Annotated in this window: 16 protein-coding genes; 6 read left to right on the top strand and 10 right to left on the bottom strand. The window is 66.3% G+C overall.

Annotated features, from left to right (window positions below; genetic code table 11):
* Positions 1-33 precede the first annotated feature (33 nt).
* Positions 34-624 carry a transcriptional regulator BetI gene (betI, locus tag Q5Z10_RS10565; protein WP_303639033.1) on the bottom strand — a complete coding sequence of 197 codons (591 nt, stop codon included), beginning with the start codon at positions 622-624 and terminating at the stop codon, positions 34-36.
* Between the two features lie 171 nt (positions 625-795).
* Here betI and Q5Z10_RS10570 point away from each other — a divergent pair, with 171 nt between their 5' ends.
* Both Q5Z10_RS10570 and Q5Z10_RS10575 read left to right on the top strand, forming a co-directional pair.
* Positions 796-2,346 carry a BCCT family transporter gene (locus Q5Z10_RS10570; RefSeq protein ID WP_303639034.1) on the top strand — a complete coding sequence of 517 codons (1,551 nt, stop codon included), beginning with the start codon at positions 796-798 and terminating at the stop codon, positions 2,344-2,346.
* A 126-nt stretch (positions 2,347-2,472) separates the two neighbouring features.
* A complete protein-coding gene (locus Q5Z10_RS10575; protein ID WP_303639035.1) occupies positions 2,473-2,931 on the top strand; it encodes a hypothetical protein in 459 nt (152 codons plus the stop codon).
* A 9-nt stretch (positions 2,932-2,940) separates the two neighbouring features.
* Here the strand turns inward: Q5Z10_RS10575 and Q5Z10_RS10580 are convergent, their stop codons facing one another.
* The 3 genes from Q5Z10_RS10580 to acnA all read right to left on the bottom strand — a co-directional run bounded on the left by Q5Z10_RS10580 (position 2,941) and on the right by acnA (position 6,935).
* Complete coding sequence (locus tag Q5Z10_RS10580) at positions 2,941-3,576, bottom strand: ATPase (protein ID WP_303639036.1); 636 nt, start codon at positions 3,574-3,576, stop codon at positions 2,941-2,943.
* On the bottom strand, positions 3,576-3,950 hold the full coding sequence (locus Q5Z10_RS10585) for a type II toxin-antitoxin system Phd/YefM family antitoxin (RefSeq protein WP_303639037.1): 375 nt from the start codon (positions 3,948-3,950) through the stop codon (positions 3,576-3,578). The genes Q5Z10_RS10580 and Q5Z10_RS10585 overlap by 1 nt, the downstream gene beginning before the upstream one ends.
* 231 nt (positions 3,951-4,181) lie before the next feature.
* Complete coding sequence (gene acnA, locus Q5Z10_RS10590) at positions 4,182-6,935, bottom strand: aconitate hydratase AcnA (RefSeq protein ID WP_303639038.1); 2,754 nt, start codon at positions 6,933-6,935, stop codon at positions 4,182-4,184.
* Between the two features lie 302 nt (positions 6,936-7,237).
* Here acnA and Q5Z10_RS10595 point away from each other — a divergent pair, with 302 nt between their 5' ends.
* From Q5Z10_RS10595 to Q5Z10_RS10610, 4 genes are all read left to right on the top strand, one after another.
* Entirely contained in the window at positions 7,238-7,462 is a 225-nt protein-coding gene (locus Q5Z10_RS10595) for an AbrB/MazE/SpoVT family DNA-binding domain-containing protein (RefSeq protein WP_005409505.1), read from the top strand.
* Positions 7,463-7,468: 6 nt separating this feature from the next.
* Entirely contained in the window at positions 7,469-7,867 is a 399-nt protein-coding gene (locus tag Q5Z10_RS10600; RefSeq protein WP_008267153.1) for a type II toxin-antitoxin system VapC family toxin, read from the top strand.
* Between the two features lie 39 nt (positions 7,868-7,906).
* On the top strand, positions 7,907-10,498 hold the full coding sequence (acnB, locus tag Q5Z10_RS10605) for a bifunctional aconitate hydratase 2/2-methylisocitrate dehydratase (protein ID WP_303639039.1): 2,592 nt from the start codon (positions 7,907-7,909) through the stop codon (positions 10,496-10,498).
* Between the two features lie 143 nt (positions 10,499-10,641).
* Entirely contained in the window at positions 10,642-12,387 is a 1,746-nt protein-coding gene (locus tag Q5Z10_RS10610) for a WG repeat-containing protein (RefSeq protein WP_345783986.1), read from the top strand.
* 141 nt (positions 12,388-12,528) lie between these two features.
* On the opposite strand, the gene Q5Z10_RS10615 is transcribed toward Q5Z10_RS10610, so the two are convergent.
* The 6 genes from Q5Z10_RS10615 to Q5Z10_RS10640 all read right to left on the bottom strand — a co-directional run bounded on the left by Q5Z10_RS10615 (position 12,529) and on the right by Q5Z10_RS10640 (position 22,042).
* Positions 12,529-14,106: a hypothetical protein gene (locus Q5Z10_RS10615; RefSeq protein WP_303639041.1), complete on the bottom strand. Its 1,578-nt coding sequence runs from the start codon at positions 14,104-14,106 to the stop codon at positions 12,529-12,531.
* Positions 14,107-14,198: 92 nt separating this feature from the next.
* A complete protein-coding gene (locus Q5Z10_RS10620; RefSeq protein WP_303639042.1) occupies positions 14,199-15,272 on the bottom strand; it encodes a protein-glutamate methylesterase/protein-glutamine glutaminase in 1,074 nt (357 codons plus the stop codon).
* Positions 15,269-15,865 carry a chemoreceptor glutamine deamidase CheD gene (gene cheD, locus Q5Z10_RS10625; protein WP_008264676.1) on the bottom strand — a complete coding sequence of 199 codons (597 nt, stop codon included), beginning with the start codon at positions 15,863-15,865 and terminating at the stop codon, positions 15,269-15,271. Before cheD ends, Q5Z10_RS10620 begins: the two co-directional genes overlap by 4 nt.
* Positions 15,862-16,731, bottom strand: coding sequence for a CheR family methyltransferase (locus tag Q5Z10_RS10630; RefSeq protein WP_303639043.1), 870 nt, complete (start codon positions 16,729-16,731; stop codon positions 15,862-15,864). The genes cheD and Q5Z10_RS10630 overlap by 4 nt, the downstream gene beginning before the upstream one ends.
* Positions 16,732-16,763: 32 nt before the next feature.
* Positions 16,764-19,028 (bottom strand): methyl-accepting chemotaxis protein, encoded by a 2,265-nt coding sequence (locus tag Q5Z10_RS10635; RefSeq protein ID WP_303639044.1) that lies wholly within the window; start codon positions 19,026-19,028, stop codon positions 16,764-16,766.
* Between the two features lie 638 nt (positions 19,029-19,666).
* Positions 19,667-22,042 (bottom strand): methyl-accepting chemotaxis protein, encoded by a 2,376-nt coding sequence (locus Q5Z10_RS10640; RefSeq protein ID WP_303639045.1) that lies wholly within the window; start codon positions 22,040-22,042, stop codon positions 19,667-19,669.
* Positions 22,043-22,086: the final 44 nt, after the last annotated feature.

Below are 22,086 nucleotides of genomic sequence, written 5' to 3' on the forward strand. Positions count from 1 at the left end.
TACTCCTGGGAAGGGGGCGGGGTGCTGAAGCGCTTATAGCGCGTCGGCCTGCAACTGGAAGTCGATGTAGCCGTAGGCGATGCGGCGGGCCTTGTCGGCGTTGAAGTCACCACCGACCAGGCTGCCGCGCAGCCACAGGCCGTCGATCATCGCGGCCAGGCCGCGTGCGGCCAGGCGGGCCTGCGGGTGGGGCAGCAGGCGGTTGAACTGGTGGCACAGATTGGAGAACAGGCGCTGGTCGTTGGCGCGCTGCAACCGCGCCAGCTCCGGCTGGTGCATGCTCGCCGCCCAGAACGTCAGCCAGACGCGCATGGCGGTGCCGTTGGTCTGGCTGTCGTCGAAGTTGCCATCGACGATGGCACGCAGCTGGCCGCGCGGATCGTCGCCGGCAGCGTCGCGATAGCGGGCCACGGCGACCTTGAGCTCACGCAGGATCTGCCGCATCGCGGCATTGAGCAGGCCGTCCTTGTCACCGAAATAGTGGGCGACGATGCCGCTGGACAGGCCGGCCTTGCGGGCGATGGTCGCCACGGTGGCATCGGCCATGCCGATCTCGTCGATGGTCTGGAAAGTGGCCCGGATCAGCTGCTCGCGGCGGACCGGTTCCACGCCTTTCTTCGGCATCGTCCCTCCAATGAATGCAGCCCGGAATGACCGGGCAGGACCCCATCATACTTTTTATTGATTGAACGTTCAATCAATAAACCCTACGATGCCCGTCGCGCCCCCACGCCATGGGCCCGGTTCCCGGTCCGGCCCCGCCCATGTGCCCCCCTGGACTGATGAGACGACCCCATGTCTGCCCTGGCTCATCCCAAGCGCTCGCCCCTGCGCTTGAACCGTTTCGTGTTCTTCAGCGCGTCGATCTCGATCGGCATCCTCGGCGCCCTGACCGTGTTCTACCCCGATGCCAGCGAGCACTGGCTGCAATGGGCGCAGGCCGAGGTTTCCGCCGCGTTCGGCTGGTGGTACATGCTGCTGATCGTGCTGTGCCTGGGCTTCGTGCTGTGGCTGGCCTTCTCGCCATATGGCCGCATCCGGCTGGGTCACAACGAGGAATCGCCGGCCTTCGGCTACGTGGCCTGGGTGTCGATGCTGTTCTCGGCCGGTATCGGCATCGCGCTGCTGTACTACGGCGCCTACGAACCGCTGGACCACTTCCTCAACCCACCCGGACAGCCGGGCGGCACGGTCGCGGCCGGGCGCGAGGCAATGGTGCTGACCTTCCTGCACTGGGGCCTGCATGGCTGGGCGCTGTACGCGCTGGTCGGCGTGGCGCTGGGCTACTTCGCCTACCGGCGCAACCTGCCGCTGGCGCTGCGCTCGGCGCTGCATCCGATCTTCGGCGAGCGCATCCACGGCCGCATCGGCGACATGGTGGATGGTTTCGGCATCCTCGCTACGCTGATCTCGATGGTCACCAACCTCGGCATCGGTGCGCTGGTGGTGCAGTCCGGCCTGGTCTATCTGTTCCATGTGCCCGACACGCCGCAGGTGCTGGTGGTGATCGTGCTGGTGATGATGGCGGTGGCCACGGTCGGTGTGGTCGCCGGTGTGGAGAAGGGCATCGCCTGGCTGTCCAACCTCAACGTGCGGCTGCTGTGCCTGCTGCTGCTGTTCGTGCTGGTGACCGGGCCGACCCTGCACCTGCTCGATGGCCTGGTGCAGAACACCGGCGACTACCTCGGCGCGTTCGTGCGCAAGAGCTTCGACATGTACCTCAACGATCCCGAGGGCCGCACCTGGATCGGCTCGTGGACGCTGTTCTACTGGGCCTGGTGGATCGCCTGGGCGCCGTTCGTGGGCCTGTTCGTGGCGCGCATCTCCCGCGGCCGCACCATCCGTGAAGTCATCATGGGCGTGCTGCTGATCCCGCTTGGCTTCACCCTGGCGTGGCTGTCGATCTTCGGCAACACGGCCATCGACCTGGTGCTGAACCATGGCCAGGCGGTGTTGGGCGAGGTGGCCCGGCACGATGCGGCGATGACGCTGTTCAAGCTGCTCGAGTACCTGCCCGCCGCGCCCTATGTGGCCGGCGCGGCGGTGGTGATCGGTTTCGTGCTGTTCCTTACCCCGGTCGACTCGGGCACGCTGATGATCGCCAACCTGTGCACGCGGCGCGTCGACGACGGCGTGGAGGATGGGCATGACGCGCCGATCTGGCTGCGCGTGTTCTGGGCGGCGGGCATCACCGTGGCCAGTGTCGGCCTGCTGCTGGCGGGCAACTTCAGTGCGATGCAGACCGCCGTGGTGCTGTGCGGCCTGCCGTTCTCGTTCACGCTGGCGTTCTACATGTGGGGCCTGCTGAAGGCATTGCGCACCGACCCGGACGCGCCGCACCGGTAGCCGGTGGCACGCGCGCCCGCTGCGACGATCCGCCGCAGCGGGTGCCGCCCTGGTTTCATCGCATTCCTAAAGACGCCGGGCGGCGTTGTGTCCCACTCTTCGATGCGTCTCATGAGGAGTCTTCCGATGGTACGCATTGCGTGTTGCCTGATGCTGGTGAGTGCAGCGGTGGTCGCTGCCGCGTCGCCGCTGCCGCCGCCTCTGCAGCAGGTGGATCATCCCGTGCTGGCGGTGGGTGACGTCGGCCAGTTCCGTGTGCGGGTGCCTGCCTATCCAGGCGGGCAGGGCCGGGTCTCGTATGCGGCGCATGCGCTGGCGCCGGGCAGCGATATCGACCGCGGCTACCGCTTCATCGCCGTCGAATGCGCCGAGGGCTTCACCCCGCGGGTGCATTACGAAGATCGCGGCGTGGTGTGCTCGCGCATCGGCCAGGCGCCGCATGCAGCGTTCGAGATGGTGGTCACGGTGGTCAATACCGGCGCGCTCGATGGCGAAACGGTGATAGAGCACGGCCTGGCGGGTCTGGTGTACGACGCAGGCACGGTGTTCTCGCCGTGGCGCATCTACGGGGTGCGTGTGCCGTAGCGGCGACGGCTAGCCGCTGCGCAGGGCCGCTTCCATCAGGGCGGCCGCCCAGCGCGGCGTGCGCTGCAGCTGCGCCAGGTCATCGGCGGCCGGCCAGTGCAGGCGGCCGCCTTCCATCTGCAGCAGCAGCTGCGGGTCCGGTATCGGCTCGCCGGGGGCCGCATCCACGCTGTTGTCATAGACCTGCAGCTGCGCCAGCACCGGCATCAGGCCGATCAGGTTCTGCTGCGCAAGCGGCCAGCGGCGGCGGATGTCGGCCTCGTTGATGGGGTGCCCGCCGGCGCGGACCCGCGACTGCACCCGGGCAATGTGCTGCTCCGGGCTGGACAGGCCGCAGAACCACATCAGCACGTCATGGCTGTGTCGGGCGTGGTGCAGCAGTGCGGTGATCGATTGCCCGCCCAGGGTGGTCTCGAAGGCGTGGTTGTGGCCGTGTTCCAGCGCGCTGCGCAGGCGGCCGACGCCTTCGTGCCAGGCCAGTGCGTTGGCCTCGGCCTGGGGGAGGCCGGCGTGCTCGCGCAGGCCGCGGGCGAAGGTATCGGGATTGAACCAGTCCAGCCCGGCCTGGCGCAGCACGTGGCCACCGATCGAACTCTTGCCAGCGCCGTTGACGCCGGCAAGCACGTACAGGAAGGGGCGGGGCATCAGTGCCCGCTGCCGGCCTTGACCTGGCCCTGCAATCGCGCTGGCTGGCGCAGCAGGGCGCGCGCGGCATCGCCGGCGCCGGCCTGCTGCAGCACGGCCAGGCGCTGGTCGAAGCCGCTGCGCAGCGCATCCAGGCCGGTGGCCTGGCCACGCAGTTCCTGCAGTGATTTCTCCAGCGTCTCGACCTTGGCCTGCAGGGCCCGGTACTGCTCGATGGAGACGATCACCGCCTGCGGTTCATTGTGGTTGGTGACCACCACCATGCGCTGGTCGCGGACTTCCTGCATGACCTTGCGCCAGTGTTCCTTCACCGAGGACGCAGTGGTACGGGTCAGCTCGTTGATCGGATCGAATCGGACGGGGGCGTGCAGCATCGGCGGGCTCCGGGAACCTTTTGGCTACCTTACGCCTGTACCGGGAAAATTGCATGAATCGGCAAAAATATGAAAATTTCGCCGCAGGGAGCCGCAAGGGAGCTGCAGGTGAAGCGGCCGGGCCTGCAGGCCCGGCGTTGCGGGTTCAGGCGCGGCAGGTCCGCACGCGCCGGTGGCACCCCCGCGCTGGCGCGGGGGCCGGGCGTCCGCCCGTGGGTGTCACGCGACGGTTCAGCAAGCCGCCAGCTGGCGCAGCACGTACTGCAGCAGGCCACCGTGACGGAAGTATTCGACTTCCTTCGGGGTCAGCAGCATCACCGAGACCTCGAAGGTCTTCTTGGTCCCGTCGGCCTTGGTCGCGGTGACCGTGGCGCGCTTGCTGGCGCCGTCCTTCAGGCCGGTGATGTCGATCACTTCCGAGCCGTCCAGGCCGAGCGACTGCGCGTTCTCGCCGTTGCGGAACTGCAGCGGCAGCACGCCCATGCCGACCAGGTTGGAGCGGTGGATGCGCTCGAAGCTCTCGGCAATGACCGCCTTCACCCCCAGCAGCAGGGTGCCCTTGGCCGCCCAGTCACGCGACGAGCCGGTGCCGTACTCCTTGCCGGCCAGCACCACCAGCGGCACCTTGTCGGCCTTGTACTTCATCGCCGCATCGTAGATCGCCAGCTTCTCCGGCTGGCCACCGCCGGCCGGGTAGTACAGGGTGTTGCCGCCTTCCTCGCCCCCGAACATCAGGTTCTTGATGCGGATGTTGGCGAAGGTGCCGCGGACCATGACGTCATCGTTGCCGCGGCGGCTGCCGTAGCTGTTGAAGTCGGCCGGCTGCACGCCGCGTTCCTGCAGGAAACGGCCCGCCGGCGAATCCTTCTTGATGTTGCCGGCCGGGGAGATGTGGTCGGTGGTGATCGAATCACCAAACAGGCCCATCACGCGTGCGCCGTGCACATCGTCGATGCTGCCGGTCTGCATCGTCATGCCATCGAAGTACGGCGGGTTCTTGATGTAGGTGGAGGCGTCGCTCCACTCATACAGGTTGCCATCCGGCGAGGCGATGGTGTTCCAGCGGGTGTCACCCTTGAACACATCGGCGTAGTTCTGCTTGAACATCTCCGGGCCGATGGTGGCGGCGATGACGTCGCCGATTTCCTTGTTGCTCGGCCAGATGTCGCGCAGGTACACCGGTTGGCCGTCGCTGCCGGTCCCGAGCGGTTCGGTGGTCAGGTCGATGTCGGTGGTGCCGGCGATGGCGTAGGCCACCACCAGTGGCGGGCTGGCCAGATAGTTCATCTTCACTTCGGGGTGCACGCGGCCCTCGAAGTTGCGGTTGCCGGAAAGGACCGAGGTCACCACCAGGTCGCCGCTCGCGATGCCGGCGCTGACTTCGGTGGGAAGCGGGCCGGAGTTGCCGATGCAGGTGGTGCAGCCATAGCCGACCACGTAGAAGCCGATCTTCTCCAGCTCCTTCAGCACGCCGGCCTTTTCCAGGTAATCGGTGACCACGCGCGAGCCCGGGCCAAGCGAGGTCTTCACCCACGGCTTGCGGTCCAGGCCACGCGCCGCTGCATTGCGGGCGAGCAGGCCGGCGCCGATCATCACCGCCGGGTTGGAGGTGTTGGTGCATGAGGTGATGGCGGCGATGACGACCGCGCCATCCTTCAGGCGGACCTTGCTGCCTGCGATCTCGATATCCGCATAGCCCCGGGCCAGCTGCTCGTTGCCCACCGCGGCACCGCCGCCTTCGTTGACGAAGGTAGAGACATCGGCGCTGCGCTTGTCACGGTTGGCGGTCATGCCGACCAGGGCTTCGCGGTAGTTCTTCTGCACGTCTTCCAGCAGCACGCGGTCCTGCGGACGCTTGGGGCCGGCCAGCGACGGCTTCACCGTGCCCATGTCCAGTTCCAGCGTGCTGCTGTACTGCGCATGCGGGCTGTTGGCGTCGTGCCACAGGCCCTGTGCCTTGGCATAGGCCTCGACCAGGTCGATCTGCTCTTCGCTGCGGCCGGACAGGCGCAGGTAGTTCAGCGATTCGGCATCGATGGGGAAGATGCCGCAGGTGGCGCCGTACTCGGGCGCCATGTTGCCGATGGTGGCGCGGTCGGCCAGCGGCAGGTGCTGCAGGCCGTCGCCGTAGAACTCGACGAACTTGCCGACCACGCCGGCCTTGCGCAGCATCTGGGTGACGGTCAGCACCAGGTCGGTGGCGGTGGCGCCTTCGGGCAGCCGGCCGGTCAGCTTGAAGCCGACCACCTGCGGAATCAGCATCGACGAGGGCTGGCCGAGCATGGCCGCCTCGGCTTCAATGCCGCCCACGCCCCAGCCGAGCACACCGATGCCATTGATCATGGTGGTATGGCTGTCGGTACCGAACACGGTATCGGGGTAGGCCACCGCCTTGCCGTCCTTGTCCGCCGTCATCACCACGCGGGCCAGGTTCTCCAGGTTCACCTGATGGACGATGCCGGTGTTGGGCGGCACCACCTTGAAATTGTCGAAGGCCTTCTGGCCCCAGCGCAGGAAGCCGTAGCGTTCCTGGTTGCGCTGGAACTCGATCTTGCCGTTGAGGTCGAGTGCATCGGGCTTGCCGAACACGTCCACCTGCACCGAGTGGTCGATCACCAGCTCGGACGGGATCTGCGGATTGATCTGTTCCGGCGAACCGCCGAGCTTGACCACCGCATCGCGCATCGCGGCCAGGTCGACCACGCAGGGCACGCCGGTGAAGTCCTGCAGGACCACGCGCGCCGGCATGAAGGCGATTTCGGTATCCGGCTCGGCGGACGGGTTCCAGCGGGCCACGGCTTCGATGTGGTCCTTGCCGACGGTAACACCGTCGTCCTCATGCCGGAGCAGGTTCTCCAGCAGGATCTTCATCGAATAGGGCAGGTGGGAGATGTCGAAGCGCTGGCCCAGCGTGGGCAGGCTGAAGTAGTCGTAGGTCTTGCCGCCGACATTCAGCTGGCTGCGGGTGGAGAACGAATCGCTCATGCGGGATGACTCCTTCTTGCGGATGGCTTGCAGTGGCCCGCGCATGGGCGGGCCTGCTTGCGGTCGCCGCGGGCCTGGTGGCCCCGGTGGTCCCAGTATGAACCCCAGGCTGAATGGATTCATCCGGGCCGGGTTCCGGCCTGCGGCATCGGTTCCAGACTACAGGGGAAGGTGTATGGCGTATGTCACGTTTGCGGCCGATCCTTTGCGAGGCAAGGGCTGGCGGGGTGCCGGTCCTGTTCAGGGTGGAAGTATGCCCGGGGAAGTATGTATAATTTGTGCATACTCTGGAGGGTCTACCGATGGAAGCCACTGTTGCAGAACGCGGACAGATCACCCTGCCCAAGGCGGTACGTGATGCCTTGGGGCTGACCAAGGGCACCTTGTTGAAGGTCGAGCTGGACGGCAGCCGCATCATCCTGCGCAAGAGTGTTGACGATGCCATTTCACGGGCGCGCGGCAAGTTCGCGCTGGACGGCTTCGAATCGTCCGACGCAGCGGTACGTGCGGTGCGTGACGAGGAATAAGCCGTGATGATCGCCGTCGACTCTCCGGTGCTGGTTGAGCTGCTCAGCAATGGTCCGCAGGCCGATGCCGTGGAAGCCATCCTCAGGCAGAGCCTGGTCGGTGGCCGAGTGGTGGTGTGTGGCGCGACCCTGGCCGAGGTCTGCGCATCGCTGCGCGGCGGCGCCGAGGTGCTCGAAGCGCTGGAAGAAATGGGCGTGCACTTCAACCCGATGGAAGCCAAGTCGGCGCTGCGCGCCGGCGAGATGCACCGCCGTCACCGCCAGCGCAGCGGCAGCCGCCGCAGCCTGGATGAATTCATGGTCGGCGCCCACGCACTGTTGCAGTGCGATGGCCTGATCACCTGGAACGATACGTTTTACCGCGACTACTTCAAGGGCCTGAAGCTGATCGTGCCGCAAGCCTGAGCCCACTTTTTTCAACCTACGCATTACCCGGGAGTTGTCATGTTGGAAGCCTACCGCCACCACGTCGCCGAGCGCGCTGCGCTTGGCATCCCGCCGCTGCCGCTGAGCGCGCAGCAGACGGCCGATGTCATCGAACTGCTGAAGAATCCGCCGCAGGGCGAGGCCGAGTTCCTGCTCGACCTGCTGACCCACCGCGTGCCGGCCGGCGTCGATGACGCGGCCAAGGTCAAGGCCTCGTACCTGGCGGCGATCGCTCTGGGCAGCGAGCAGAACCCGCTGATCAGCCGCGAACGCGCCACCGAACTGCTGGGCACCATGCTCGGCGGTTACAACGTCGCCCCGCTGGTGCAGCTGCTGGACGATGCCAGCGTCGGCACCATCGCCGCCAACGGGCTGAAGAAGACCCTGCTGGTGTTCGATGCCTTCCATGACGTGCAGGAAAAGGCCAAGGCGGGCAACGCCAACGCCCAGGCCGTGCTGCAGAGCTGGGCCGACGCCGAGTGGTTCACCAGCAACCCGGAAGTGCCGCAGAGCCTGACCGTCACCGTGTTCAAGGTGCCGGGCGAGACCAACACCGACGACCTGTCGCCGGCACCGGACGCGACCACCCGCCCGGACATCCCGATGCACGCCCTGGCGATGCTGAAGAACAAGCGCGACGACGCGCCGTTCACCCCGGAAGAAGACGGCAAGCGCGGCCCGATCCAGCAGATTCTCGACCTGAAGGACAAGGGCCACCTGGTCGCCTACGTGGGCGACGTGGTCGGCACCGGTTCCTCGCGCAAGTCGGCCACCAACAGCGTGCTGTGGTGGACCGGCGATGACATTCCGTTCATCCCGAACAAGCGTGCCGGTGGCGTCTGCCTGGGTTCGAAGATCGCCCCGATCTTCTACAACACCATGGAAGATGCCGGTGCACTGCCGATCGAGCTGGACGTGTCGAAGATGGAGCACGGCGATGTGGTGGAACTGCGTCCGTACGACGGCAAGGCGCTGAAGAACGGTGAAGTGATCGCCGAATTCCAGGTCAAGTCGGAAGTGCTGTTCGACGAAGTGCGCGCTGGTGGCCGCATTCCGCTGATCATCGGCCGCGGCCTGACCGGCAAGGCGCGTGAAGCGCTGGGCCTGGCCCCGACCACCCTGTTCCGCCTGCCGGTGCAGCCGGCCGACACCGGCAAGGGCTTCTCGCTGGCGCAGAAGATGGTCGGCCGCGCCTGCGGTCTGCCGGAAGGCCAGGGCATGCGCCCGGGCACCTACTGCGAACCGAAGATGACCTCGGTCGGCTCGCAGGACACCACCGGCCCGATGACCCGCGACGAGCTGAAGGACCTGGCCTGCCTGGGCTTCTCGGCCGACCTGGTGATGCAGTCGTTCTGCCACACCGCCGCGTACCCGAAGCCGGTGGACGTCAAGACCCACCACACCCTGCCGGAGTTCATCTCCACCCGCGGCGGCATCTCGCTGCGTCCGGGCGACGGCGTGATCCACAGCTGGCTCAACCGCATGCTGCTGCCGGACACCGTCGGTACCGGTGGTGACTCGCACACCCGTTTCCCGGTCGGCATTTCGTTCCCGGCCGGTTCGGGCCTGGTCGCCTTCGCTGCCGCCACCGGCGTGATGCCGCTGGACATGCCGGAGTCGGTGCTGGTGCGCTTCAAGGGCCAGATGCAGCCGGGCGTGACCCTGCGTGACCTGGTCAACGCGATCCCGCTGTACGCGATCAAGTCGGGCCTGCTGACCGTGGCCAAGGCCGGCAAGAAGAACATCTTCTCCGGTCGCATCCTGGAAATCGAAGGCCTGCCGGAACTGAAGGTCGAACAGGCCTTCGAACTGTCCGATGCGTCGGCCGAGCGTTCGGCGGCCGGTTGCTCGGTGCGCCTGAACAAGGAGCCGATCATCGAGTACCTCAACAGCAACATCACGCTGCTGAAGTGGATGATCGCCGAGGGTTACCAGGATCCGCGTTCGCTGCAGCGCCGTATCGAGAAGATGGAAGCATGGCTGGCCAACCCGGAGCTGCTGGAGCCGGATGCCGACGCCGAATACGCTGCCGTCATCGAGATCGACCTGGCCGACATCCACGAGCCGATCGTGGCCTGCCCGAACGACCCGGACGACGTGAAGACCCTGTCCGAAGTCGCCGGCGCCAAGATCGACGAAGTGTTCATCGGTTCGTGCATGACCAACATCGGTCACTTCCGTGCCGCTGCCAAGCTGCTGGAAGGCAAGCGTGACCTGCCGACCCGCCTGTGGGTGGCCCCGCCGACCAAGATGGATGCCTCCGAGCTGACCAAGGAAGGCGTGTACGGCACCTTCGGCGCCACCGGTGCACGCATGGAAATGCCGGGCTGCTCGCTGTGCATGGGCAACCAGGCGCAGATCCGCGAAGGCTCCACCGCGATGTCGACCTCGACCCGCAACTTCCCGAACCGCCTGGGCCGCAACACCAACGTGTACCTGGGTTCGGCGGAACTGGCGGCGATCTGCTCGCGCCTGGGCCGCATCCCGACCAAGGAGGAGTACATGGCGGACATCGGCGTGATCAACGCCAATGGTGCGGAGATCTACCGCTACATGAACTTCGACCAGATCGAGGAATACCAGGACGTGGCTAAGACGGTTGCTGCCTGATCCTGCTGATCGGTTGATGCGGTAAACGAAGAACCCCCGGTGCGAGCCGGGGGTTTTTTGTGGAGCGGCATTTTTCGGAATGATTGCATTCCTCTGGCGTTGCGCAGCGCCTACCGTGAAAGATCCTTTTGGTCTTGTCTGAGATGCGCCGTTCATTTCTGTTGACTTCCAGCCCTCCCCATCGCTGCACCATCACTGGTCAAGCCTTAGGCATTCTGCTTGCTTCTGTAATCCTGACCATGGCGCCGTCGGTCGGCGCAACGCCGGCGTCTGCGATGCCGCAGCCGACCAAGCCGCCGCCACGTTTCGATAGCACTACACGCCACAGCCTCTGTCACGAGGGCCGCTGCGTGATGCTGGATGGCACGGGCCGGCAATTGGCCGAGCATCGGGGAATACAGTACATCCGCCCATTCAAGAATGGAGTGGCGGTCTTCCAAAGGGGGAAGAGCTGGGGCGTCATGAATTCAGAAGGACGTATCGTCCTTGAAGGGCATTACGACTGGGTTGAGGTACATCGCAACGGGGTGATCGAAGCCCAGGTATTGCTGCGGAGCCCACCCAAGGCGTACAAGCGAATTGACTTCTTCAATGCACGAGGCCGATTGGTGCGTCGGTTTGAGGAGAAAGGCGAGATCGATCTCCTGCGGTCGGCGTCCTGGGCTGGAAACCCGGCTGTAGAGCTCTGCAACAGTGAAAAGCGGCGCTGCACGACCCGCTTCCTTGACGCGAAGGGCAAAGCCGGTCCCGTTTTCAGTGTCTTTGGTAGTTTTGGTCCCGTGGGTCATGAGGCAGAAGTGGCCATTGCTTCGCGCGATGGTGTCCACTTTGGCCTGGTTGATCGATCGCTGGCAGGCATAGGGCGTCAGGACTACGACCAGATGACGTTCAACAGGTCGGGTTTCGCGCTCGCCACCCAAGGCGGGAACGACACGGTGCTGGATTCCCACGGGGTGCAAGTGGCGCCCATGGGTCGATATCGGTTCAAGTTTGGCCGGGGTGAGTACCTGCTGTCTGCGGTAGCCGCCGATGGTGCGTGCTTGCATTTCACCCGCACCGGGCGGCGGTTCCCAGCGCCTCCAGCCCACTGCCTGGAGACAGACGACCGCGCTGAAAGCGTAGGCTACGTAATTTTCGGTTCGGAGGATGACGAATACGTAATGGGCCTGGATGGATTGCCGCGCTCCGCGCACCACCATGCGGACCTGCATCCGTTGAATCGCAGGATGGTCCAGTATCAAAAGCCCGGCGAAGCGGGGGTGCGTTTCATGATGCTGGAGGATGGCAGCATCTCGTCTTCCCTGTACTACCGACTTGCGCCTTTTCAAACTGCGGCAGGACTGGATGACCAACTGCTGTTGGCCGAAGCCGATGGAGGATGGGGTGTAATAGATGCCGCTGGCGCTTGGCTGATTCCTCCTCGCTATCGTCGGATACAACCATTGGGTCCGAGTCTGGTCGCGGCATTCGAGCGGCCGGGATATGACCCCGGGTATCACATACTCGATCCACACGGGAATGCGGTGGCTGATTTCACCCCGCATGATCCCTCACCGGAGCTTTTGGCGGATGGAACAAGGGTTTATGCCCTCTCACTGCGTGGCCGCTGGGGCCTTCTGGATGAGTCGGGGCGGTGGAGGCTGGCGCCCCGCCACGGCTACGTGAGTGTTTCCAATGGCTTGGTTTCCGTGCGTGAGCGAAACAGTGCCGGTGATGTTACGGTTAATCTCCTTGATCCTGACACAGGAACAATGCTGTTTGAGCAGGGATTCCTATCGATTCATCATCGAGCGGATGGTCTATTTGAGATGTTGAAGGCAGACCGGACCTTGCAGTTGATGAAGCCTGACCGATCCGTTCTGGCGAGCCTGCGACCGAGCCCCAGATGACAGTCGGGGCAACTTGCCCCGCATTGAAGATCACGCCGGGCATGGCCCGGCGCTACCCGAGAGCACATCCGGCGTGTGCCGGCACCACGGCCGACACGCAGGCGGGATGACATCACCCATCCCGCCCGCGTGGCATCGCCATCAGTACGCGGCGAACTCCTTGATCGGGATGGCCTTGCAGTGAGTCATGGCGGTGGCGAGATCGACCTCGGCAGCTGCTGCGGCGTCGTGTGACGGGGGCACCGCGGCAGCCTCCACCCACAGACTGGGCAGCGCCTGTGGCGATTCCAGCACCTGGTTCCAGAGCACATCGCGCAGTGGGCTGCGGTAGCTGCTGCCGGGCGTGACGATGCACAACCGCGTACCGGGGGTGCTGCTGGCCTGCTGCAGCACCTGCTGCAGTGCCTCGCTGGCGTTGGCGCTGGCGTCGTCGCCCAGCTGCTGCGGCGCACTGTTCCGGGTGGCGTCCTGGATCTGCAGCTTGCCCGGCGTGAACAGCAGGACCTGCATCTCCTGGCGCGGTTCGATGCGCACCGGCGCACGCGTGCGCTCGCAGATGGCGGGGGTCGCCCGCGCCTGCTGCGGCGTCACGCTGCCATCGGCATGCACCTGGCGGACATGCAGCCGGCACATCTTGTCGGCCACTTCAAACTCCACTTCATAGTCCTGGCCGGGTTTGGCCACGAACTGGCCGGACAGCGTGCCCGTGCAGTACAGGCCGCTCTTGGGATCAAAGGCCGCCTCGAAGATCAGCGGCTTGCCACCGGGAACTTCGTATTCCTGATAGCTGAGCGTGGAGAACCGCTGGTTCTTCTTGCTGCGCAGCGCCTCGGTGCTGGGAATGCCCAGCAGGCCCTTGTCACCGGCATTGTTGTACTTGACGTCGATGCGGTCGCGGAAGTCGTCGCGGCACGACGCATCGGTAAGCAGGGTGGTGGTCCGGCCGAAATCGGCGTACACGCGCACCCGTGCCGGCGGCACGACGCCACCGGCGTAGGCGCTGAGATCTTCAGCCGCCAGCGGGCGTGGGTACATCGCCGGTATCCGCTTGATGAGCTTGTCGATGCACTTCATGGTGATCTTCTGCGCCGCGCTCTTGAGCCTGGCGTAGTCATCGGCCTGCCACGCGCCCAGGGTCGCCCGGTCATCACTGTCGTTGCAGCTGATGATCTCGGCCAGGCTGCCATCGGCGCGGCGCTGCTGGATCGTGCTGGAATGGTTGAGGCGGTACAGCGGATCCTTGCGCGTATTGCCCTGGTGTACCAGCACCCAGTCATCTGCACTGAAGCGCAGCGTACTGGTCTGCGTGGGCACCGCGTCGGGTGCGTAGCGGAAGTAGCCGCCCACCAGCGCCTTGGCCACGTTCGGCATCAGCGTGATGGCGGGGCTGGCCTGGCCCTCGATGATGGTGCCGGGCAGCTGGTTGCGCCGGAAGTAGTCCGGCTCGTTGCCGCTGAACAGCAGGGCCAGTCCCTTCGGTGTCAGTGCCTCGCTGTCATCGGGAGTGACGATGCGTAGCGCCACGTCGGGCGCATGCAGACGCTTCGCTGCGTTGTCCGGGCCGCTCAGGATCTGCACACGCTCGGTCCAGGAGGCGGGGCCATCGCTGTGGGGGGCGGGCACGGACGTGGCCGGTGCGGTGGCAGCGGTAGCCGCCAGTGGGGCCAGCAGGGCGACTGCCAGCAGGGAGGGTCGGGTGGGGAGGGCGCGCAGGGCCATGGTCAAGCTCCATGAAAATCGAAACATCCGTGCCGGCCTTTCCCGGCCGGCACGTGGAAAAAAGGGAGTGGCAGAGGTGACGCCGAAGACGCTCAGCCGCGGGCCAGCGCCAGCAAACGCTCGGCAATCCGCTCCAGCGGCACCTGTTCTTCAGCCGCGCCCAGCTTGAACGCGGCGCCGGGCATGCCCCAGACCACGCTGGTGGCCTCGTCCTGCACCAGCGTCGGTGCGCCGGCCTGGCGCATTTCCAGCAGGCCACGGGCGCCGTCATCGCCCATGCCGGTGAGGATGGCGCCGATCGCGTTGCTGCCGGCGCTCTGCGCGACCGAGCGGAACAGCACGTCCACCGCCGGCTTGTGCCGGTTCACCGCGGGGCCGTCGTCGACCCGGCAGCGCCAGCGTGCACCGTCGCGGATGATCCGCAGGTGCTTGCCGCCGGGCGGCAGATACGCGTGCCCGGGCAGTACCGCTTCGCCATCGCTGGCCTCGCGCACCGCCATCGCCGAATGCCGGTCCAGCCGCTCGGCGAAGGCCGTGCTGAAGCTGGCCGGCAGGTGCTGGGTCATCACCACGGCCGGTCCGTCGGCGGGCATGCCTTCGAGCACCACCCGCAGCGCTTCGGTGCCGCCGGCCGAGGAACCGATTGCGATCAGGCGGTCGGTGGTGCGGAACTGCGTGGCGGCTGCACGGGGCGGCGGCGCGGCATCCAGCGTGAGCTTGGGTGCCGCGGCACGGACCAGCGGGCGCACCCGCGAGCGCGCCGCCATCTTCACCTTGGCAATGATCTCGTCGGCGTAGCCCTGCAGGCCACGCGCGACGTCGAGCTTGGGCTTGGAGACGAAGTCCACTGCGCCCAGCCCCAATGCCTGCAGGGTGGTATCGGCGCCGCGCTCGGTCAGCGAGGAGATCATCACCACCGGCAGCGGGTGCAGGCGCATCAGGTTTTCCAGGAACGCCAGCCCATCCATGCGGGGCATTTCCACGTCCAGGGTGATCACGTCCGGCGCCAGGCGCTTGATCTTCTCGCGTGCCAGCAGCGGATCGGCAGCGGTGCCGACCACGTCGATGGCCGGGTCGCTGGACAGGATCTCGGTGAGCATCTGCCGTACCACGGCGGAGTCGTCGACGATCAGGACCCGGCAGGGGGCGTTGCCGGACAGGGTCATTCGAACAGCTCCACGCCACCGGTGACCGGGGCCTTGGACAGGCGTGCACGCACCGCCGATTCGGTCGCGGCCACTTCGGCTTCGTGTGCATGCGGCAGGCGCTGCACGACCACGCGGCCGGTATCGGCGAAGAACCAGATCTTGCGCGGGTGGATGCCGCACAGGTCCTCGGCGATGATCGGAATGTGCTCGGCCTGCAGGTACTGGCGCACGAACTCGGCGTTGCGGGTGCCGACCGGGTTGCTGGTGAAGCCCTTGAGCACGTTGGCGCCGCCGAACACCTTGGCTTCGATGCGCTTGCGGTGCGCGCCGCGCTTGAGCATGTCGTTGATCAGCAGTTCCATCGCGTAGCTGCCATAGCGCGCGGGCGCGCCGTCGCCGGCATTGCCCTCGGGCAGCAGGAAATGGTTCATGCCGCCGATCTTCAACACCGGGTCACGCAGGCAGGCCGCCACGCAGGAGCCCAGCGTGGTGGTCAGCGCGGTGGTGTCGTCCACCACCAGGTACTGGGTCGGCAGCAACTTGGCGGCGATGGTCTTGAAGCGTGCGTCCTGGTAGCGCATCACATCGTCGGTACGCAGCGAAGCATTCATGCGCCGGCCCCCTGGGCACGACGGTACAGGGTGCGTCCGCAGGGCTGGATCAGGTCGGCCGCGTGCAGGTAGTTCTCCGAGTGGCCGGTGTAGAGCAGGCCGTCGTCGGCCAGGTGGTGCACCAGGCGACCGAGGATGGCGCGCTGGGTCGGCTTGTCGAAGTAGATCATCACATTGCGGCAGAACAGCGCGTCGAACGGACCACCGACGTCGTAGCGCGGCGCCAGCAGGTTCAGCGGGCGGAACTCGATCAGTTCGCGCAGCGCAGGCAGAACCCGGCACTGGCCTTCGTTGGGGCCGCTGCCGCGCTGGAAATAGCGGCGTCGCAGGTCGTGATCCAGGCCTGCGACGCGATCGATGGCGTACACGCCGCGGCCGGCCGTGGCCAGCACCTGGGTATCGACATCGGTGGCGATGATGCGCACCGGTGGCTTCAGTGTGCCGAACGCTTCGCAGGCGGTGATCGCCATTGAATAGGGTTCTTCGCCGGTGGACGCCGCGCAGGACCACAGCAGCAGCGGGCCGCGCCCATGGCGCTGCTGCAGTTCCTCGCGCAGTTTGTCGAAGTGGTGCGGTTCGCGGAAGAACGCGGTGAGGTTGGTGGTCAGCGCGTTGGTGAAGGCCTGCCACTCGTCGCCGTCGCCCTGTTCCAGATGGTCCAGGTACTGCTGGAAGCTGCGCATGCCCAGCGTGCGCAGGCGCCGCGACAGGCGTCCGTACACCATGTCCCGCTTGGCCGGGGCGAGGGCGATGCCCACGCGCTGGTAGATCAGGTCGCAGACGCGGCGGAAATCTCGGTCGGCGAAGTCGAATTCGCGCGAGCCACTGACGTTGGAGGTGGGGGTTTGCACGGGAGACGCGTCCATCGGCGGGCGGTGGCAACAGCCACCGCGGGGGATCAGAATTCCTGCCAGTCGCCGTCGCTGGACGCGACGGTGCTGGAGTGGCTACGACGGATCGGGGCCGGGCCGGGCTGCTGGCGTGGCGGCGCCGGGTGGGCCGCCGCTGGCTCGATCCGGGCGGTCACTGCCTTCACCGCGCTGGCCACCTGGTTGTCGAGGCGGAAGATCGCCACCGCGTCGGCGAGCTGGCCAGCCTGTTCTTCCATCGCACGTGCGGCGGCGGTGGCTTCTTCCACCAGCGCGGCGTTCTGCTGGGTGGTCTCGTCCATCTGCACCACGGTCTGGTTGACCTGCTCGATGCCGGCCGACTGCTCCTGCGAGGCCGCGGAGATCTCGGCCATGATGTCGGTCACCCGCTGCACCGAGGCGACGATCTCGCCCATGGTGGCGCCGGCCTTGTGCACCAGTGCCGAGCCGTCGTTGACCTTGCCGACCGAATCATCGATCAGGCCCTTGATCTCCTTGGCGGCGGCGGCCGAACGCTGGGCGAGGGTACGCACTTCGCTGGCGACCACGGCGAAGCCGCGGCCCTGTTCGCCGGCACGCGCGGCTTCCACCGCAGCGTTCAGCGCCAGGATGTTGGTCTGGAAGGCGATGCCGTCGATGACCGAGATGATCTCGGCGATCTTCTTCGACGAGGCTTCGATGGCCGACATGGTGGTGACCACCTGGCCGACCACTTCACCGCCCTGCGAAGCCACGCCGTGTGCGCCGATCGCCAGCTGGTTGGCCTGGCGCGCGTGTTCGGCGTTCTGGCGCACGGTGGAGGTCAGTTCCTCCATCGACGCGGCGGTTTCTTCCAGGTTGGCAGCCTGCTGCTCGGTACGGCGCGACAGATCGCTGTTGCCCGAGGCGATCTCGCCGGCGGCCAGGGTGATGCTGGATGCGCTGGCCTGGATCTGGCCGACGATCTGGGTCAGCTGGGTAACGGTGGCGTTGGCATCGTCGCGCATGCGCGCGAACACGCCCTGGTAGTCGCCGTGCATGCGGGCGGTCAGGTCGCCATCGGCAATGGACGACAGCAGCTGCGAGAGCTTGCCAAGATTCTCGTCGCTGACCGCCATCATCGCGTTGAGGTTCTCCAGCATCACGCGGAAATCGTGATCGAAGCGCTGGGCGTCGCCACGGCGGCTGAAATCGCCTGCGGCGGCGGCACTGGCCAGCTGCTTGATCTCGGCGTTGATGCGGCCGAGGTTGGCCTTGACCGTGTCGACGGTGGTGGTCATCGCCGCCTTCTCGCCCGGGTAGCGGGCGATGTCATGGCTGAGGTCGCCCACCGCGTACTGCTGCACCACCGCGAGGACGTCGTGCAGGGTCTGCACGTGGCCGCCGACCAGGGCATTGGTCTCCTGCACCATCAGGCCGTACTCGCCGGGGAAGGCGCCGGCATCGATGCGGTAGCTCAGTTCGCCGCCATCGTGGCGGCGGGCCATTTCGCGCTGGCCGTTGATCACTGCGTGCAGCTGCTGCTGCATGCCGGACATCGCCTCCAGCAGACGGCCGGGTTCGTCATGGGGCTGCGGGCCGATGTGGCTGTCCAGCCTGCCGTTTGCGATGCCCTCTGCGACGGCGGTGGCCTGCTTCAGCGGGCGCGCGATGCGGTTGCCGATGACCCAGCTCAGGGCCAGCACGATCAGCACCAGCACGCCGCCGGCGAGGGTCATGATGGCGGTGAACACCAGCGCCTGCTGCTGCACGTCCTCCATGTAGACGCCGCTGCTGACCACCCACTGCCACGGTTCGAACAGGCCGGCATAGGACGCCTTGTCGTACAGGCCTTCGCTGTTGGCCTTGGCCCACTTGTAGGACACCACGCCGCCGCCCTTGCGTGCCACTTCGACCAGGTCGTGGAACAGCTGCACGCCGTCCTCGGAGCGGAAGTCCTTCATGTCCTTGCCGACCAGGTCCTTGCGGAACGGATGCATCAGCACGCGGTACTGGGTGTCGTAGACGCTGTAGTAGTAGGTGTCGTGGTCGGCGCGCATGCGCGCCAGTGCGTCCAGCGCCGCCTGGCGGGCGGCGGGCTCGGTGAGTTCGCCGCTGGTGGCCAGCCCGTGGTAGTGGTCGAGGATGCCGTAGGTCAGTTCGACCTGGGTCTTCAGCGAGGACGTACGGGTTTCGTTGAGGTCCAGGTACTGCATGCGCGCAGCAATCACCGACAGTGCGATCACGCCGAGCGCGATGAGCAGCGTCAGCAGGTTGAGCTTGCGCCGGACGGAGAGATTGCTGAAGTAGTGTTGCCAGCGATGCAGGAGATTCATCGAGCAGGACCAGGTTGAAGCAGGCGGGCGGCGCCGAGCCGGTCACGGCAGGACACACTGTGACTACCTCGTTATCGGCCGCGTGGGCGGGGGATTGAGGTGCGCTGTTCGAACGTATTCAGGTTTCCTTGCAGCGGCGGCTGCGGCGCTGCCTGCGGCAGGCTTTTGAAGCAACAGCAACAGCAACAGCAACGGCAACAGCAACAGCAACAGCAGGTCATGGCGATGGGTTGCTATGGATTGGCCGGGTCGGGGTGGGCAGCAAGAGCGTTGGGTTTCCAAGTGGAAAGAGGGGTCGGATCCGTTTTCCTGCGGAAACGGATCCGACCTCGGAAGCGGTGCGGCTGTTGCTCTTGCTCTTCTTTCTTCAATCCGGGGTGGACGCGCAGGGAAACTGTCCGTGGCCGGGTGGGTGGGTGGCGCAGGGGCGTAAGCGCCATGGATGGCGCGCCCGAGCCTGCAAGGACGTATTCACGGCGTCCCCTGCGCAATCCACTCTCCCGGCCAACCCCAGCAGCCCAGCTTTTCGACCGACCACCCCGAGGGGCTTCGCCGTTGGCTGGATATCCAGATACCCCGTAAACGAAAACGCCCCAGCGCAAGGCCAGGGCATTTTCGTACGTCAGCTCAGGCAGGCATCAGAACTCCTGCCAGTCTCCGTCGGCCAGTTCGGTGGCCATCGGGCGACCGCCTGCCGTGCGGCGGGCCGGTGGGGCGGTCGGCGCCGGGGCGGCCGGTGCTGCAGCCCGCGGGGCCGGGGCGGTGGTGCGCGCCGTGGCCGCCACGTCCGCTTCGTCCACCACGAAGATCGACACGGCCTCGCTGAGGTGGCCGGCCTGTTCTTCCATCGCGCGCGCAGCAGCGGTGGCTTCTTCCACCAGCGCGGCATTCTGCTGGGTGGTTTCGTCCATCTGCACCACGGTCTGGTTGACCTGCTCGATGCCGGCCGACTGCTCCTGCGAGGCCGCGGAGATCTCGGCCATGATGTCGGTCACGCGCTGCACCGAGGCGACGATCTCGCCCATGGTGGCGCCGGCCTTGTGCACCAGTGCCGAGCCGTCGTTGACCTTGCCGACCGAATCATCGATCAGGCCCTTGATCTCCTTGGCGGCGGCGGCCGAACGCTGGGCGAGGGTACGCACTTCGCTGGCGACCACGGCGAAACCGCGGCCCTGTTCGCCGGCACGCGCGGCTTCCACCGCAGCGTTCAGCGCCAGGATGTTGGTCTGGAAGGCAATGCCGTCGATGACCGAGATGATCTCGGCGATCTTCTTCGACGAGGCCTGGATGGCCGACATGGTGGTGACCACCTGGCCGACCACTTCACCGCCCTGCGAAGCCACGCCGTGTGCGCCGATCGCCAGCTGGTTGGCCTGGCGGGCGTGTTCGGCGTTCTGGCGCACGGTGGAGGTCAGTTCCTCCATCGACGCGGCGGTTTCTTCCAGGTTGGCAGCCTGCTGCTCGGTGCGGCGCGACAGGTCGCTGTTGCCCGAGGCGATCTCGCCGGCGGCCGAGCTGATCGCGCGGCTGGACTGCTTGATGCGGGTGACGATCTCGCTGAGCTGCGCGGCGGTGGCGTTGGCATCGTCACGCATGCGGGCGAACACGCCCTGGTAATCGCCGTGCATGCGCACGGTCAGGTCACCCTGCGACAGCGCTGCCAGCAGGCCGGAGATCTGTTCGATGCTGCCCGAGTTGGCGTCCAGCAGGCCATTGATCTGCTGTGCCAGCTGCAGGAAGAAGCCTTCCTTGTCCGTCGCGTCGATGCGGCCGGACAGGTCGCCGGCGGCCGCCTGGGCGATGACGCGTGCCACTTCGGCTTCCACCTGGGCTTCCTGGGTACGGTCGCGCCATTCCACCACGTAGCCGACGGTGTCGCCGTCGTCGTTGCGGATGGTCGACACCACCTGCGCGAACTGGGCTTCACCGTACTGCATCGGACGGCGGGCGACGCCGTGCTGCTTGAGGTTGGCCAGCAGGGTGTTGTCCATCTCGCCACGGTGCTCGAGCACGGTGACCGGCTTGCCGACCAGCGAGGCCTGCGGATCGAAGTCCGGCAGGTCACGGCGCAGTTCGTCCTGGTACTGGGCCAGGGTCTGCTGCAGGGCGCGGTTGCTGTAGACGATGGTGTTGTTCGGGTCGGTCAGGTAGACGCCGGTCGAGCTGTAGTCCAGCGCGGTACGGATGCGCAGGTTCTCGCGGGCGATGGCCTGGTCGGTCTCGGTGCGCTCGCGCAGATCGCGCTGCATGCGCTGCATGGCCTGCATCAGTTCGCCCACTTCATCCTGGCGGCTGACATCGATGTGGCCGTCCAGCTTGCCACCGGCCACGTCGTTGGCCACCGACACGGCGCCACGCACGCTGCCGACCAGGGCACGGGCGAACAGCCACACCAGCACCAGGCCGAGCGCGGCGCCGCCGAGCAGGGCGATGACGGTCAGCACCGCCGAGGCGGCATAGGTGGATTCGGCCTGCTCGCGCGATGCGCGGGCCAGCCGGTTGTCTTCGGCAATCAGCGCTTCCAGGGCAGCGGCGGCCTTGCGGTGCTTGGTGCGGGTCTCGCCGACGAAGGTATCGATCGCATCGTCGGGCAGGTCCAGCTCCAGCATTTCGGTGACGCTGTCGTAGGACGCCAGCGCGTCCTTCCAGTCCTTGGCGAAGGTGTCGAACAGCTTCTTCTGCTGGGCATTGTCGACGAGCTTCGGATAGTCCTTGATGGAGGTATCCATGCTGGTGCGCAGTGCGACGGCCTGCTTGCGCGCGTCGGCCTTGACCTCATCGCTGGCGCGGATCAGCTGCTGGTAGGCGCTGTTGCGGTACTCGCCCAGCATGCCGCGCATCTCGCCGGCCAGGCGGATGCTCTCCATGCGCGAACCGGCCAGCTCGGTGGTCACGTTGTTCAGCGAATGCAGGCCACGGTAGGCGACGATGCCCTGCAGCAGCATCACCAGCAAGAGGACGCCGAAGGTCAGCATCAGCTTCGGCATCAGTTTCAGGTTGTTGATCCACGGCATGGGCGTTGCGATCTCCTAAGGCAGACGCGACCGGGCACAGGGCC

The sequence above is a fragment of the Stenotrophomonas sp. 704A1 genome (genome assembly GCF_030549525.1).
Taxonomy (GTDB): domain Bacteria; phylum Pseudomonadota; class Gammaproteobacteria; order Xanthomonadales; family Xanthomonadaceae; genus Stenotrophomonas; species Stenotrophomonas tuberculopleuritidis.